11 protein-coding genes are annotated in these 15,588 nt (G+C 59.2%); 3 read left to right on the top strand and 8 right to left on the bottom strand.

The genetic code is table 11. The features are described 5' to 3' along the window. Window positions 1-127: 127 nt before the first annotated feature. Window positions 128-913 (bottom strand): DeoR/GlpR family DNA-binding transcription regulator, encoded by a 786-nt coding sequence (locus ACR0K4_RS05645; protein WP_480516361.1) that lies wholly within the window; start codon window positions 911-913, stop codon window positions 128-130. Window positions 914-1,122: 209 nt separating this feature from the next. Here ACR0K4_RS05645 and glpD point away from each other — a divergent pair, with 209 nt between their 5' ends. After that, window positions 1,123-2,694, top strand: a complete 1,572-nt coding sequence (gene glpD / locus ACR0K4_RS05640; protein WP_480853188.1) for a glycerol-3-phosphate dehydrogenase — start codon at window positions 1,123-1,125, stop codon at window positions 2,692-2,694. 62 nt (window positions 2,695-2,756) lie between these two features. On the opposite strand, the gene ACR0K4_RS05635 is transcribed toward glpD, so the two are convergent. The 3 genes from ACR0K4_RS05635 to metG form a co-directional block, all read right to left on the bottom strand. Then, the gene (locus ACR0K4_RS05635) at window positions 2,757-5,894 is read right to left on the bottom strand and encodes an efflux RND transporter permease subunit (protein ID WP_480853187.1); all 3,138 of its coding nucleotides are present in this window, start codon (window positions 5,892-5,894) and stop codon (window positions 2,757-2,759) included. 3 nt (window positions 5,895-5,897) lie between these two features. Further along, window positions 5,898-7,004, bottom strand: a complete 1,107-nt coding sequence (locus ACR0K4_RS05630; protein ID WP_480853401.1) for an efflux RND transporter periplasmic adaptor subunit — start codon at window positions 7,002-7,004, stop codon at window positions 5,898-5,900. A 344-nt stretch (window positions 7,005-7,348) separates the two neighbouring features. Further along, window positions 7,349-9,067, bottom strand: coding sequence for a methionine--tRNA ligase (metG, locus tag ACR0K4_RS05625; RefSeq protein WP_480853186.1), 1,719 nt, complete (start codon window positions 9,065-9,067; stop codon window positions 7,349-7,351). Between the two features lie 257 nt (window positions 9,068-9,324). Here metG and ACR0K4_RS05620 point away from each other — a divergent pair, with 257 nt between their 5' ends. Both ACR0K4_RS05620 and ACR0K4_RS05615 read left to right on the top strand, forming a co-directional pair. Beyond that, window positions 9,325-10,041 carry an OB-fold-containig protein gene (locus tag ACR0K4_RS05620; RefSeq protein WP_480516369.1) on the top strand — a complete coding sequence of 239 codons (717 nt, stop codon included), beginning with the start codon at window positions 9,325-9,327 and terminating at the stop codon, window positions 10,039-10,041. A 34-nt stretch (window positions 10,042-10,075) separates the two neighbouring features. Further along, on the top strand, window positions 10,076-11,746 hold the full coding sequence (locus tag ACR0K4_RS05615; protein WP_480853185.1) for a flotillin family protein: 1,671 nt from the start codon (window positions 10,076-10,078) through the stop codon (window positions 11,744-11,746). A gap of 30 nt (window positions 11,747-11,776) precedes the next feature. Here the strand turns inward: ACR0K4_RS05615 and ACR0K4_RS05610 are convergent, their stop codons facing one another. The 4 genes from ACR0K4_RS05610 to ACR0K4_RS05595 all read right to left on the bottom strand — a co-directional run bounded on the left by ACR0K4_RS05610 (window position 11,777) and on the right by ACR0K4_RS05595 (window position 15,561). Next, the gene (locus ACR0K4_RS05610) at window positions 11,777-12,997 is read right to left on the bottom strand and encodes an MFS transporter (protein WP_480853184.1); all 1,221 of its coding nucleotides are present in this window, start codon (window positions 12,995-12,997) and stop codon (window positions 11,777-11,779) included. 70 nt (window positions 12,998-13,067) lie between these two features. Continuing rightward, entirely contained in the window at window positions 13,068-13,664 is a 597-nt protein-coding gene (locus ACR0K4_RS05605) for a YceI family protein (RefSeq protein WP_480516375.1), read from the bottom strand. Then, window positions 13,661-14,875, bottom strand: a complete 1,215-nt coding sequence (locus ACR0K4_RS05600; RefSeq protein ID WP_480853183.1) for an MFS transporter — start codon at window positions 14,873-14,875, stop codon at window positions 13,661-13,663. Before ACR0K4_RS05600 ends, ACR0K4_RS05605 begins: the two co-directional genes overlap by 4 nt. A 65-nt stretch (window positions 14,876-14,940) precedes the next feature. Then, the gene (locus tag ACR0K4_RS05595; RefSeq protein WP_480516379.1) at window positions 14,941-15,561 is read right to left on the bottom strand and encodes an ImuA family protein; all 621 of its coding nucleotides are present in this window, start codon (window positions 15,559-15,561) and stop codon (window positions 14,941-14,943) included. Window positions 15,562-15,588 lie beyond the last annotated feature (27 nt).

Here is a 15,588-nt window from a genome sequence, read left to right as displayed (position 1 = left end):
GCGGCCCGACCCATATACGCCGTCGCGTGCCCGGTGTTGGCCGTAAAACGGATTTGGCACGTTTTCCGAAGTTGATGCCGCATTTCGAAAACACCAAACGCGGTAGAAGTTCGGCAGATAGGGCGAATCAACCAGACATTGTTTCGTCAGCGTACCTGCAGACCACGATCTCCGTCTGCCAGTCCTGGCAGGCGCGCGCCAAAGAGCTGTTTAACGGGGCATCGGTGAAGAACGTGTCGATATCGGCAAGCGAGGCAATACGCGCGGGGGCTGTGCGCTGGAATTTGGAATGATCCGCCACAAGACACGTGTGTCGCGCCTGTGCAATTATCGTCTGGCTGACCAGAATCTCTTGCAGATCAAAGTCCAGCAGATCGCCCTGCGCATCCAGGGCCGAACATCCGATGACTGCGTTATCAAATCTGAATTGCTGAATGGTCGATACTGCCAGATTTCCCACCAAACCGGCATCCGACCGGCGCAGTACGCCGCCCGCCAGCACGATCTCGCAATTCGGATTGTCGACCAGAATGTTGGCAACATTCATGTTGTTGGTCACAACCAACAGGTTCCTGTGAGACAGCAGTTGCCGGGCAACGGCCTCGGTCGATGTGCCTATGTTCAGAAAGACTGAGCTTCCGTCCGAGATGCCGTCGGCGCAACGCTTGGCGATCTCTGCCTTGATGTCGGCGTTCAGTGCGCGCCGGTCATCGTAGCCGATATTCGAGACGCCAGACCGCAAGACGGCACCGCCATGAACCCGGTCCAGCAGTCCCGCTTCTGACAATTCGGTCAGGTCGCGGCGGATGGTTTGTACAGTGACGTCAAAGCGCGCTGCCAAGTCCTCGACCGCGACGCGACCGTCTTGTCTGGCGATGTCTAGAATGTCGGATTGACGGAATGAGAGGGACATGAGGTGCTCCGGATGGGGTTATTTTCGTTTTTGTTCTTTTCTCCCCTTAAGGCAATAAAAACTTGGTAAGATCAGCGCGAAAATGACTCGAAGTTTAGGATATCGCGATTATTCGCGTAAAATCGAAAGAAATCGAAAAATATAGTTGACGGTGCGCGCGCCGATCCGGTTAATGCGCGCAACTCCATCGGATAGGGAATCGGCTGATTATGTCGTCGCAAAACGCTGAGGTGACCGATCTTTTTGTGATCGGTGGCGGGATCAACGGGTGTGGTATCGCACGTGATGCGGCAGGGCGTGGTCTGTCGGTGACGTTGGCCGAGATGAATGATCTGGCTTCGGCCACGTCTTCGGCCTCGACCAAGCTGTTTCACGGCGGGCTGCGGTATTTGGAGTATTTTGAGTTCCGCCTGGTGCGCGAGGCGTTGATCGAACGCGAGACATTGCTGCGCGCGATGCCTCATATCAGCTGGCCGATGCGGTTCGTCTTGCCTTACCACGCTGATATGCGTTTCGATTCCGATACACCGACCTCGCGTTTATTTGGGCTGGTGATGCCCTGGATGCGCGGCCGGCGCCCAGCCTGGCTGATCCGGTTGGGATTGTTCATGTATGACCATCTCGGCGGACGAAAGATTCTGCCGGGAACCCGCTCGGTCAATCTGCGCATGGGGCCCGAAGGAAAGCCGTTGCTGGGCAAGTTCGAAACTGCCTATGAATACTCGGATTGCTGGGTCGAGGATTCCCGTCTGGTGGTCCTGAACGCCCGCGATGCCGAGGCGCGCGGCGCGACAATCATGGTCCGGACCGAGGTTGTATCGGCTGAGCGTGTGGGCGATCTTTGGGAGGTTACGATCAGGGATCGCGACAGTGGTGAAGTCAAAAAAATCCACGCAAAGATGCTGATTAACGCAGGCGGGCCGTGGGTTGGCGATATCATCCAGACCAAAATCCGAATTAACTCGCGCGAGGGTGTCCGTCTGGTGCGCGGCAGCCATATCGTGACGCGTAAGCTATACGATCATGACAAGTGTTACTTCTTTCAGGGCGAAGATGGTCGCATCATTTTCGCCATTCCCTATGAGCAGGATTTTACTCTGATTGGAACGACCGATCAGGATCACTCTGATCCGTCGGAACGCCCGGTCTGTACCGAAGCCGAACAGGATTACCTGTGTGCCTTCGCGTCAAAATATTTTGAAACCGCAATCAGCCGCGATGATGTTGTCTGGACCTACTCCGGTGTGCGTCCTTTGTACGACGACGGGGCCAGCAGCGCGACGGCGGCCACGCGGGATTATACGCTGAAGGTGGACGCCGAGGGTGGGGCGCCTGTGCTCAATGTTTTTGGCGGCAAGATCACAACGTATCGCCGCCTTGCCGAAAGCGCATTGGAAAAGGTGGCCGAGCATTTTCCCGATCTTGCAGGGCCATGGACGGCGGGTGTTCCATTGCCGGGTGGGGACTTCCCGGTGGACGGGGTGGAGGCTTTGGTCGATGCCCTGATGCGGGATTGCGGTTTTCTGGACCGACCCTGGGCAGAGCGCCTGGTACGTGCCTATGGCACCGACGCACGTATCATCCTCGGGTCGGCGCAAAAACCCGAAGATCTGGGTGAAGCCTTCGGTGCGACACTGACCGAGGCAGAGGTGAAATGGCTGATCGACAAGGAATATGCGCGCTGCGCCGAAGACGTTGTCTGGCGGCGCAACAAGCAGGGACTACGATTGTCTGAACCCCAGATCGCGCGGATCGATGCGTGGATGGCGACTCAGCTTTAGCAGGCAAATGCAGTAATCAAAAAAAAGCCCCGCCAGCTTGGCGGGGCTTTCAGCTTTGGCGCTCAGGCCGCTGTTTCAGTTGGGTCCGGGTCTTTCTTGCCGCCCTTCAGAAGCTCTCGCAAACTCTGCATCACGGCGTAAAGGACAGGTACAAGGATCACGCCAAACAGCGTGGCTGCAAGCATTCCGCCGAACACGGCGACCCCGATCGCCTTTTGGCTGGCCGCACCCGCGCCGCTGGCGGCCAGCAGCGGGACCACACCCAACAGGAAGGACAGGGCCGTCATCATCACCGCGCGGAAACGCTGGTACGCGGCCTCGGCTGCGGCGTCCTTGATCGAACGCCCACTGGCGCGCTGTTCCATCGCGAATTCCACGATTAGAATCCCGTTCTTCGAGGCAAGCCCCACCAGCATGATCATCCCGATCTGCGTATACAGGTTGATGTCACTGCCCACGATTGCCACGGCGGCTACCGCGCCAAACAGAGCCACGATCACCGACAGAAGGATCGAGACAGGCATCGTCCAGCTTTCATATTGTCCCACAAGGAACAGATAACCGAACAACACCGCCAGCCCGAGGATCACAATCACCAGCCCGCCGGACGCCAATTGTTGTTGTGCCGTGCCGGTCCATTCGAACGTGTAACCCGGGGGCAGGGCGGTCTCCGACTCTTCCGTCATGACCCGGATCGCATCCCCCGAAGACAACCCTTCTGCCGGGACGGCAGTCACCGTCGCCGAACGGAACAGGTTATGCCGTTTCAGCAAGACCGGCCCCAACACGTTTTCCACGTCGATCAATGTGCCCAGCGGCACCATCTCACCTTTGGTCGAGCGGACATAGAGGTTCGAGATATCCTCGACATTGTCACGATAGCTGCCATCGGCCTGGATCATGACGCGGTAGACGCGGCCAAACAGGTTAAAGTCGTTGACGTAATACGACCCCAGCTGCGCCTGCATGGTCTGGAAAATCTCTGAGACCGACACTTGCAGGGTCTTTGCTTTCTCGCGATCCAGATCGACGAACAGCTGCGGAACGTTGGCCCGGAAGGTGGTATAGGCCTGTCCGATTTCCGGCCGCTGGTTGGCTGCGTAGACGTAAGAGCCGACAGCCGAGGCCAGATCCTGTGGCGATCCGCCACCGGTTTGCTGAACTTCCATTTCGACGCCCGCTGACATGCCAAGACCCTGAATTGGCGGGGGATTGAATGCCACGATTGACGCGGCGGATTCGCCGTTCGCGATGGCGAGAACCTTGCCCAGAATGGCGTCGGCGGTCAGGTCTTCGTCCTGCCGTTCCTCCCAGTTGTCAAGGTTGACAAAGATCGCGGCGCCGTTGGTGATCGTGCCGTTCAGCAACGAAAACCCGTTCACCAGAACCGTATTGGCGACGCCGGGAATCTCTCGGATCTGATCGTCGACCCGTTTGGTCACGGTCTCTGTCCGCTCCAGCGTCGCGGCGTCGGGCAGTTGCACGTCTACAAACAGATAGCCGTTATCCTCCAGCGGAAGAAAGCCCGACGAGGTGTTCGACATGATGGTCACGCCGCCAAAAGCGAAGGCGCCGATGATCGCCAGCGAGACCACCGGCAGGATCAGCAATTTGCGCACAATGGATACATAGCCGCCTCGGATGCCGCCGATGAACGATTCAAAGACGGCCAGAATGCCCTTGGGCGGGCCAGAGCGTGCGCGCAGCACAAGACCACACAATGCGGGCGACAGGGTCAGCGCGTTGATCGACGAGATGACCACAGCGGTCGAGATCGTCACCGCGAATTGCGAGTAAAGTCGCCCCGAGATACCCGGCATGAAGGTGACGGGCACGAAAACGGCAAGCAGAACCAGTGTTGTTGCGATGACAGGGCCAGTGATCTGCCCCATCGCCTTTCGTGTCGCCTCGGCCGGAGGCAAGCCTTCGTCGGCAATGATACGTTCAACGTTTTCGACCACGACAATCGCGTCATCCACCACGATCCCGATGGCCAGAACCAAGGCAAACAGCGAGATCGTGTTAAGCGACATTCCAAACAACAGCAGGAAGGCAAATGTTCCGATCAGAGACACCGGAATAGCCACGGCAGGAATGATGGTGGCCCGCCAACTGCCAAGGAAGACAAACACAACCGAGATCACCAGAATGAAGGTCAGGATCAGGGTGGAAACCACGTCATTTAACGATTGCTCGACGAAATCCGTGGTGTTGAACGGAACATCATATTCCACATCTGTCGGGAAGGTTCGGGACAGACGGTCCAGTTCGGTCTGAACACGCTCGGCCACCGCCAAAGCGTTGGCGCCCGGCGCCTGATAGATACCGATCACCGTGGCTGGAACGCTTTGGTAAAAGCCCGAGGCGGCATAAAACTGTGCACCCAGTTCGACCCGCGCAATGTCACGAACCCGAACGATCGAGCCCGCATCACCTGTGCGGATCACGATATCGCCGAATTCCGCAGCTGATGTCAGCCGGCCTTTGGTCTTGATCGTGTATTGAAACGTCTGACCTTCGGGCACCGGGGGCGCGCCGATGGAACCGGCTGAGACCTCGATATTCTGTTCCCGAATGGCGCTGATCACATCCCCGGGCGTGATCGACAGGGCCGCCATTTTGTCCGGGTCCATCCAGATCCGCATGGCGTATTCCAGATTGGTCAGGACGTCGGCCTTGCCGACGCCCTGAATCCGCGCCAGCGCGTCTTTAAGGTTGATCGACGCATAGTTGGACAAAAACACACTGTCATAGGTGCCGTTCGGTGATGTCAGGGTCACCAGAAGCAGCATGTTTGTAGACGATTTTTGCGTGACGACGCCCGAGGCTGTCACCTCGGTTGGCAGCGATGACATGGCCTGCGCCACCCGGTTTTGCACGTTGACCGACGCAATGTCAGGGTCGGTGCCCACCTCGAAGGTCACGTTCAGCGAGTAAGAACCGTTATCGGAGGAAGTCGACGTCATGTAGATCATGTCGTCGACACCATTCACCTGCGCCTCGATCGGGGCGGCAACGGTGTTCTCTACGGTCTCTGCGTTCGCGCCGGTATACGAGGCTGAAACACTTACAACGGGCGGCGTGATGTCAGGGAACTGCGCAACGGGCAGGACCAGATAGCCGATGCCGCCCATGATGGTCAGCAACAGCGAGATGACAAGCGCCAGCTTCGGCCGGCTGATGAACAGGGCTGAGAACATCTGTTACTCTCCCGGCTGATCAGACGCGACAACAGCGTCCACGGCCACGCCGGGGCGCACGCGTTGCAATCCCTCGACGATCACACTTTCGCCTTCGCGAAGCCCGTCCTTGACGATGACAGATGTCTCAAAATTGTCGCCTGTGGTGATGTAACGCTGTTCGACCATCTGCTGATCGTTGACGACCAGAACAAATGCGCCGCGCTGGTCCCGCTGCAACGCGGCCTGCGGGATCAGAACCTCCAGTGTCGGTTGCAGGGCTTCAATGTGAACACTCAGAAACGCCCCATCAATGATCAATCGGCTGGAATTGTCGAACTGGGCGCGCATGGTAATTGCGCCGGTCAGAGGGTCGATCCTGTTGTCCACAAAGACAATTTTTCCTTCTTCATCCAGTTCCGACCCATTCGGGAGCGTCACGCGGACGATTGGGCTTTTGTTGCTCTCCGCCAGGCTGGCAGCATTCTCGCCTACCACTTCCAGAACGCTGGTAAACTGTTTTTCATTTAGTGAAAAATTGACGTAAATCGGAGCTTCGCTGACGATATTCACCAGAGGCGGGTTCGTAGGTCCGACCACGTCACCCACACTGATCGCAACCCGTCCGATACGCCCAGTAAAGGGCGCGTGAATTTCTGTATAGCTCAGGTCCAGTTCGGCTTGCTGGATTGCGGCCTTCGCTGCTTTGACCTCGGCTTCGGCCACCAATTCATTGGCTCGCGCGATATCGCGTTCGGATTCCGGTGTGGCGTCTCGCTTGTACAGCTCTTCCTTGCGCGCCAAATCGACCTTGGCCAGCTCCAGATTTGCCTGCGCCCGGTCCAGGTCGGCATTTCGCGCTTCAAGCGTGGCCTCATAAAGATCGGGTTCGATTGTGAACAGAACATCGCCTTCGTTCACCAATGCGCCGTCTTCGACATTCTGACTATCCAGAAATCCACTGACGCGGGCCACGATATCCGCCTTGTTCAGCGCTTCGGCCCGACCGATAAAGACAGCCTCTTCGGTAATCTCCTGCGTGTAGGCGGCTGCGATGGACACTTTGGGCGGAGCAGCGTCCTCGGCACCTTGTGCAAAGGCGGTCTGCGCCAGGCTCGAGCAGATCACCATCGCCGAACAGGTTAAAATCCCACGCAAAAAGCTGCCGGAGCGGGATGTTGCGAAGATCGGTACAGGGGACATGATAATTGCCTCGTCATGGTAAATCAGGGCGCGACGCCAATCGGGTTTAGCCGACCGAGTCATCTGAGCTTGGCTTGAGGATGGCGGGTTTGCCCGAATTACTCAAGCGTGTTGGTCGCCACGACAGGCGTTTGCGTGCAGAAAATATGCTTTCGCAGCGCAGGCTTACCGCCACACCTCGCAAATCAGCGGGTGACGGAACAAAGGTAATGTCAAACGCAGGTGTAACGGCCAGAGGGTTTCCCCTCTGGTCTCATGTGCGTTTGAATGGCTCAGGTGCGCGTACCGGCAAAGCGGGATTGCCAATCCTCGCGCTGTTCATCGGCGATCTTGGTAAACAATACATCGGGAACCGTGAACTCGTGACCCGCGGGCAGGGCGTTCAGCGCGGCTTCGACATCGTCAGGCCAACCCGTGTCCAGCGTGTTCATCGCGCTGAACATCCGGGCTGAGGCATCGGGAATGAACGGTGCGCTGAGTACGGCATACAGACGGATCAGGTTCAGACCCAGGCGCACCTGTGCCGCTGCCTGCTCGGGGTCTTCCTTAAATTTCGACCACGGCGCGGCGGCTTGCAGATATTCGTTCCCAGCAACCCAGATGGCCCGCAGTTCCTGAGCGGATTTGCGAACCTCCATCGCCTCCATAAAGCCCTCATAGGCCCGAACGCGTTTCGTGAGCTCCGTGATCAAAGCCTGTTCGCGTTCACCGTGCGAACCGCCTTCGGGCACAGCCTCGCCGAACTTCGAACGGCAGAATTTGGTAATCCGGCTGACGAAGTTGCCCAGCACATCGGCGAGGTCCTTGTTCACGGACTGCTGGAAGTTCTCCCATGTGAACTCACTGTCGCTGCTCTCGGGCGCATGGCTTAGCAGCCACCAGCGCCAATAGTCGGCAGGCAGAATTTCCAGTGCCTGATCCATGAACACGCCGCGACCTTGCGAGGTCGAGAACTGGCCACCGTCATAGTTCAGATAGTTGAACGATTTCAGGTGATCGACCATCTTCCACGGCTCACCCGAACCCAGAATGGTGGCCGGGAAAGAAAGCGTATGGAAGGGCACGTTGTCCTTGCCCATGAACTGGACATAGCGCACGTCATCCGCTCCTTTGTCGGTGCGCCACCAGCGTTCCCATTCGGCATCCGGTTTGCCAGTGGAATCAGCCCATTCCTTGGCGCAGGCGATGTATTCGATGGGGGCATCGAACCAGACATAGAAGACTTTGCCCTCCATGCCGGGCCAGTCCTGATCGCCCTTCTTGACCGGCACACCCCAGTCCAGATCACGGGTGATGCCGCGATCCTGCAGCCCGTCGCCATCATGCAGCCATTTCTTGGCGATGGATGTGGTCAGGATCGGCCAATCGGTCTTGCTGTCGATCCACGCATCCAGCTGATCCTTCATCGCCGACTGGCGCAGATAGAGGTGCTTGGTCTCGCGCACCTCCAGATCGGTCGAGCCGCTGATCGCGCTGCGCGGCTCGATCAGATCGGTCGGGTCCAGCTGTTTGGTGCAGTTCTCGCACTGGTCACCGCGCGCGCGGTCATAGCCGCAATTGGGGCAGATGCCCTCGATATAGCGGTCCGGCAGGAAGCGGCCGTCGGCAATGGAATAGACCTGCTTTTCGCTGACCTCACGGATCAGCCCGGCCTCGTCCAGCTTGCCCGCAAAATGCTGGGTCAGATGCTTGTTCTGATCGCTGGACGAGCGGCCAAAGTGATCGAAGCTAAGCCCGAAACGCTTGGCGATATCGGCCTGTACCGCGTACATATCCGCACAATACTCGGCAACCGGCTTGCCCGCCTTGGCTGCTGCCAGTTCAGCAGGAGTGCCGTGTTCGTCGGTGGCGCACAAAAACATGACCTCGTTCCCCCGGCCACGCTGATAGCGTGCGTAAAGATCGGCGGGCAGCTGCGAGCCGATCAGGTTGCCGAGGTGTTTGATCCCGTTGATGTAGGGGATCGCCGAGGTGATGAGAATCCGAGCCATGTTCCGTTTCCACGTATCTAACTGCGCGCTCGTCTACCTTATGTGACCGCCCAGCAAAAGCCCGGCTTTCATGGTGTTGTCGTTTTAGTCCCCCGGGAATTCAAAAACAGACTTGTTTTGCGCTGCCGGATTGCAACTCTGGGATTGGCGGGATTATCCATAGGTTGAAATATAGAATCACAAACTCTTGAAATTAATGAGATGACCTCCCATCTTAATTGCATACCAAAGTATACAATAAAAGGGACATTGTGCTGATGTTCAGCTTTCTGCTTGAGGGTGCGTTTGTGCCCTTTACCATTGCGCTTGCGCTCTTGTTCGGCCTTCTGGGGCTGGAACTGATTGCGCTGATGCTGGGCGGCAGTCTGATGACGGGCGAGGGCGACGTTGATCTGGAAGTAATCGATGCCCCCGATCTGGACGTCGCTGATTTTGATCTTGATATCGATGCGGATATCGACCTGGGCGATTTCGAACTGGCCGAGGTTGAGGCCGAGATGCCCGAGGGCGCATCAGCTGGGCCTTTCGGGTGGCTGGGCATTGGCAAGATGCCGTTCATGATCTGGTTGGTGGTTCTGCTTGCAGGCTTTGGTCTGTCCGGCATGGGTCTGCAACTGGCCCTGCGTGACCTGTTGGACTTTGACCTGCCGACTTGGATGGCCGCGATCCCTGCCTGCGCCTTCGGCCTGTGGTTCGCACGTGGATTTGGCGGCGTTTTTGCCCGCCTTCTGCCCAAAACCGAAACCGAAGCGATGTCCGAACGGATGCTCGCCCGACGTCGGGGCGTGATCACGCAGGGCACTGCATCCCGAGGCCGTCCCGCCGAGGTGCGCGTGATGGATCGGTTCGGAAACACTCATTACCTGCGCGCAGAACCGCTGCAGGACAAGGATGCGCTGGATCAGGGAACCGAAGTCCTTGTTCTGCGTGATCGACGGCGCGACCGGTTCGTTCTGGTCGGCATGTCTGACTAACCAAGTTTTTTTAACCCCAAGAAGGAGGATTTGCATGGAACTTCAATTCCTGGCCGTCACAGTTGTGACCATTTTAGCGGTACTTTTATTCATCGGTCTTGTGCTGGGCCGTCTCTATCGTCGCGCGACCCGCGAAGTCAGCCTGGTCAAAACCGGAGCAGGCGGCAAGAAAGTCATCATGGATGGTGGCGTCATCATTGTGCCGCTGTTGCATGAGGTGAGCCCGGTCAACATGAAGACCCTGCGCCTTGAAGTGCAGCGCAGCGGCGAGGCTGCCCTGATTACCAAAGACCGGATGCGCGTGGATGTTGGCGTTGAATTCTACGTCTCGGTCATGGCCACCGAAGAGGGGATCGCGCGCGCAGCCCAAACGCTGGGTGATCGCACCTTCGACGTCGAGCAACTGCGCGAGATGATCGAGGGCAAGCTGATCGATGGTCTGCGCGCCGTGGCCGCTCAGATGACCATGGACGGTCTGCATGAAAACCGCGCCGACTTTGTGCAGGAGGTGCAGAATGCGGTGTCTGAGGATCTGTTGAAAAACGGTCTGTCGCTGGAATCTGTCTCTTTGACTGCGCTGGACCAGACGCCGTTCGAAGCTCTGGACGAGAACAACGCGTTTAACGCCGTTGGTATGCGTAAACTGGCCGAGGTGATCGCGGTTTCCAAGAAAGAACGCGCCCAGATTGATGCCGAGGCCGAGGTCGAAGTGCGCCGCGCCGCGATGGAGGCTGAGCGCCAGAAGTTGCTGATCGAACAGGACGAAGCGCAGGCGCGGATTGAGCAGACGCAGAAGGTCGAAACCCTGCGCGTGGCGCAAGAGGCCGAGATCGCGGCGCGGACCGAGGACTCGGTCCGTGAAACCGAGCGCGCCCGGATCGCGCGTGAAGAGGCCATTCGTGCGGCTGAGATTGAGCGGGAGCGCAAAATCCGCGACGCCGAGATCGCCAAAGAGCGTGAGATCGAAGTGGCCGAACAGGAACGTCAGATCATCATCGCGCAGAAATCCGAAGAGGAAAGCCGCGCGCGTGCCTCTGCTGATCTGGCCCGCGCCGAGGCGACCAAGGCGACCGAAGCCGTGGCGACTGCGCGTGAAGTGGCTGAGGCCGAGCGTCAGAAGCAGATCGTTCTGATCGAAGCGACCCGTGAAGCCGAACGTCAGGCCACCGCGATCCGTCTGGCCGCGCAGGCCGAGAAAGAGACCGCTGCCGACCGCGCCGAAGCGCGCCGTGAGGAAGCTCAGGCCGAAGCGGATGCGCTGAATATTCGCGCGGAGGCCAAGAAGAACGACATGCTGGCCGAAGCGGAAGGTAAGCGTGCGATTGTCGAGGCTGACAACGCTCTGTCGTCCGCTCAGATCCGTATGAAGGTGGATCTGGCACGGATCGAGACTATGCCCTCTATCATCTCGGAAATGGTCAAACCGGCTGAGAAGATCGACTCGATCAAGATCCATCAGGTTGGTGGTATTGGTGGTACGACTGGTGGCAGTGCATCGGGCGGAGACAAGCCGGTGGTCAATCAAGCTCTGGATTCGATCATGGGGATGGCGGTGCAGATGCCCGCGCTCAAGAAACTGGGCGAGGAACTGGGCCTGTCGATGGAGAATGGCGTTGGTGGCGTGGTCAACGGGGCGCTGGATGCAACGCCCGACCCGGCCGACACCGTTGAGGTGCTGGAGGATGAGATGCCTCCGACCCAATAACCAAAGCAAGGGCCGGGATTTCCCGGCCCTTTATTCTTCGCGCGATCGTTTCAGCAAGCGCCCGATAGTAAAGGACGTGCGCGGGGCATAGACATAATTGGTGCGTTCGTCTGGTGTGGGGCGCGACCGCATTCGGGCCAGTCCAAACACAATCAGGAAAACATGACCCAACGCGACAAAGGCAAACAGCGCTCCGGGTCCATACTGCTGGATCAGTGAGGACGAAACATAGGGCGAGGCGATCGCCCCCAACGCGTACCAGAACATCAGAGCAGCGGAAAGCTCGACCCGCTGCTCGGTCGTGGCAAAGTCGTTTGCGTGCGCTGACGAAACCGAGAAGATCGGGAAAGTGGTCAGCCCGAAGAACCCGGCGGCCAGCATGACGCCGACCGTTCCTGCCGAACTGGCCAGCATGGTAATGCCGCAGCTGAGAACCGCGGCTGCGGACAGCCAGATCAAGACCCAACGACGGTCATATTTATCGGCCAGCCAGCCCAGCGGATACTGTGCCAGCGCGCCGCCCAGAACAAAAGACGCAAGAAAAAACGCGATCTGATCAACGCCCAGGCCGACCTCTTGCCCATAAACCGGCCCTACCATACGCATGGAGGCCGAGCTGAGCGCTGCGACGATCACACCCGCCACGGCCAGAGGAGAGCTGTGCCATGCAAGCCTGGGTCTCAGGCGCGGTGCGTCCGGGGTTTTGGGTTGGCTGGCCCGTGTCAAGGTCAGCGGCAACAGCGAGGCACAGCACAGGATCGCCAGAATGTTATACGACACATAAGAGGCAGGCGGCAGTACTGCGATGATCAGCTGCGCGCAAAGCGAGGCACCCATATCGGCGATCCGATAGGTGCCCATCGCACGCCCGCGGGTTTCATTGGTCACCTTGGCGTTCAGCCAAGCCTCGATCACCGTATAGCATCCCGCAACGCAGGTGCCCGAGGCAATCCGAAGGACTGCCCAATTACGGGGATCGTCTGTCAATGTATGCCCCAGCAGCCCCATCGCGCCCAGCGCGGTGCAGACCGCAAAAGCCCGGGAATGGCCCACATTGCCCATCAGGCGGGGGGCCCACCAGCAGCCGATGAAGAAACCCAGAAAATGCGCCGACCCCAACAGACCAATCTGCTCGGTCGAGAACTCAAGCGTCAGGCCCGAGATCGCATCCAACGGACCAACTCCGCCCGTCGACAATTGCAGCAGAATGACCGAGAGAAACAGGGCAGCGAAGGAAATGATCGTACGCATAATGGGTTAAGCTTGCCGCATCACCCTGCCGATGCGCGCGGCTTATCGACGTTCTCGCGTCGTTTTTAGCCTATTCGGCCTTTTTGATTTCGGCCCGGATGTCCAGCCCCACGGTGTCTTGCACCAGATCGGCATAGCCGGACGCGCCGAAGTCATGCCGGTTCAACGCCCCCGTCAAACGGATGGACAGGTCATCCAGGTTATCTGACGTACTGCCCGGCGGGCGGTACAGATCGGCCTTCAGAACAATCGGGCGTGTGACGCCGCGCACGGTCAGATCTCCGCTGATCTTCGCCCCGCCGGATATTCGCCCGTCTTCACCAAGTTGCACACCGGTCGAGACAAACTGGATCGTCGGAAACCCTTCGGCGTGCAGGACGCTTTCACTCAGCATCGGTTTGCGCGCGAAAGGCAGTCTGGTGCGGGCTTTGGCGACATTCAGGACCACATCAACGCGGCTGTTGAGCAGATCGTTCAGATCGATCTGGATGTCGGCGGATTTGATCGGCATGGTTCCCGACTGGGCGATGCCCGAGACGTCAAAGGTGAAATCAACCGAGGTCTCATCCTGCACCAGCTCGTAAGCCAGTGGCGCGGCCAGACCCGGGCCGGTCAGCGCCAGAGCGGCAAGCCCGGCCAACAGCGTGCGTCGTGTGGTTGAAGTCATGCCAGAACCTCTTGCCTGCGGGGACGCGACCGTTTCAACAGCATCAGCAGGATTGCGATGTTGACCCCGTTCCAAAGGATGCCATTGATAAAGGCCAATTGATAATTTCCGGTTAAGTCGTAAATCCAGCCGGACATCCAGCCGCCCAATGCCATGCCCATGATGGTCATCATCATGACAAACCCGACGCGGGCACCGGCCTCTTGCGGGGGCATGTATTCCCGTACGACCAGCGCATAACTGGGCACGATACCGCCCTGTGCCAATCCGAACATCAGGCTGATGATGTAAAGTGAGACCATCCCGTCGTAGGGCAGGAACAGGAACAAGGCGATGCATTGCAGGATCGACCCGATCAGCAAAGTCATAAGCCCGCCCAGCTTATCGGCCACCATCCCCGAGATGACACGGCTGACCACGCCGCCCAGCAGCATCAGCGACAGCATCTCGGCCCCGACGGCGGGACCATAGCCCAGCCCGACGCAATACGAGACGATATGAACCTGTGGCATCGACATCGCCACGCAACAGCCGATCCCGGCGAGACCCAAGATATACTGCAGTGCGCGGGGCGAGATTCCGACGCTGCTGGCGTTGATCTGCGCGTTGGTGGCGGCGGTCTGATGCGCCTCGGGGGGGACGTTTCGGCGCAAAAGCAGAGACAGGGGGACGACCACAATCAGCGTGATGACGGCCAGAGTCAGATAGACCTGCTGCCAGCCGTCGCGTGCCAGAATGCCCGACAGCAGGGTGGGCCAGATTGCTCCGGACAGATAGTTCCCGCTGGCCACCAGTGCGACCGCGATGCCGCGCCGTTTCATGAACCAGTGCGAGATATCGGCGATCAGCGGCCCGAACCCGATCGAGGTGCCGAGCCCCAGAAACAGATGCGCCAGCGACAGCATTGTCATGTTCGGGGCGAGGGCCACCAGAAGATAGCTTATTGCACTCAGGACGGCGGCCCCGATCAGGGCCTTGGTCACGCCCAGCCGGTCGACCAGTTGCCCCAGCCACATGTTCCCCAGCGCAAAGCCGATCATTGTCAGAACGTAGGGCATCGACGCGGCTGCGCGGCCCGCGTCGAACTGTGCTTCGATGGCAGGCATCACCACGATCACCGCCCACATGCCCACATTCGCCACCGTTGCAATGGCGAGCGTGATCAGAAGGCGCAGCCAGGAATAGCGGCTATCGTGGATTGCGTGGGTCATCCCGGAACGCTAGGGCGGGGCCGGGTCTTTGGCCAGTCACATCTTGCGTGATCACCTGAAGAGTGTCACGCCAAAGCCGCGTCAACCCCGATCCTTTGCAGGTTCAGCCCGGCGCGTGGCTTGGTCTGGGTGGCCTGCCAGCTGACCGGGGGCAGGGCGCGGGCGCGGCGGCGGGTCAGGGTCCAGCAGCGGGCCTCTCCGGCATGATCGGCAGCCATGTGCCAGCGCGTCTCAACCCCCTGCGCGCCGCCATCTCCGGGTGTCAGCAGCAAGCCCAGCGGAGCACGTCCCATCGCGCCGCCCTGTTCGGCGGCCAGATGCATCCGCCGGACCGGCGTCAGCCCCGGCGCACGGGGCAGATCGCCGATGACCAGCGGGATCGCCCCGCTGCGCAGCGCCTCTTCCATGCACCACAGCAGGTCCTCGGGCCGGGTGGGGCGGACAAAGAGGAACCGGGCAGGATCGGCGAAGGGCATCATCCCGTCGGGGTTCAACTGACCAGGTTCCCACGCGGGGGAAATCCACAGAACCTGACCCTGCGCCTGACCAGCCAGCCACATGGCAAAGCTGCGCCGGGCAGGACCGCAAGCCTCGTGCACGCGGGCCAGTTGCAGGGTGATCTGAGGATGCAGCACCAGCCCTGGTGCGGCACGCGCGGGTTTGCGGCCAAGAAGATTTGTGGACATGCCGTCAGATTAGCATGTTCTCATTTT

This window comes from Ruegeria sp. K11 (assembly GCF_056531905.1).
The sequence above is the reverse complement of the archived record's forward strand: the minus strand, read 5'-3'. Positions and strand labels throughout refer to the sequence as shown.

Bases quoted from the DNA above. Each gene is read 5' to 3' on its own strand.
- glpD (WP_480853188.1), top strand. From the start codon at position 1,123: ATGTCGTCGCAAAACGCTGAGGTGACCGATCTTTTTGTGATCGGTGGC.
- ACR0K4_RS05610 (WP_480853184.1), bottom strand. From the start codon at position 12,997: ATGCGTACGATCATTTCCTTCGCTGCCCTGTTTCTCTCGGTCATTCTG.
- ACR0K4_RS05630 (WP_480853401.1), bottom strand. From the start codon at position 7,004: ATGGTGATCTGCTCGAGCCTGGCGCAGACCGCCTTTGCACAAGGTGCC.
- ACR0K4_RS05600 (WP_480853183.1), bottom strand. From the start codon at position 14,875: ATGACCCACGCAATCCACGATAGCCGCTATTCCTGGCTGCGCCTTCTG.
- ACR0K4_RS05605 (WP_480516375.1), bottom strand. From the start codon at position 13,664: ATGACTTCAACCACACGACGCACGCTGTTGGCCGGGCTTGCCGCTCTG.
- ACR0K4_RS05615 (WP_480853185.1), top strand. From the start codon at position 10,076: ATGGAACTTCAATTCCTGGCCGTCACAGTTGTGACCATTTTAGCGGTA.
- ACR0K4_RS05635 (WP_480853187.1), bottom strand. From the start codon at position 5,894: ATGTTCTCAGCCCTGTTCATCAGCCGGCCGAAGCTGGCGCTTGTCATC.
- ACR0K4_RS05595 (WP_480516379.1), bottom strand. From the start codon at position 15,561: ATGTCCACAAATCTTCTTGGCCGCAAACCCGCGCGTGCCGCACCAGGG.
- ACR0K4_RS05620 (WP_480516369.1), top strand. From the start codon at position 9,325: ATGTTCAGCTTTCTGCTTGAGGGTGCGTTTGTGCCCTTTACCATTGCG.
- metG (WP_480853186.1), bottom strand. From the start codon at position 9,067: ATGGCTCGGATTCTCATCACCTCGGCGATCCCCTACATCAACGGGATC.
- ACR0K4_RS05645 (WP_480516361.1), bottom strand. From the start codon at position 913: ATGTCCCTCTCATTCCGTCAATCCGACATTCTAGACATCGCCAGACAA.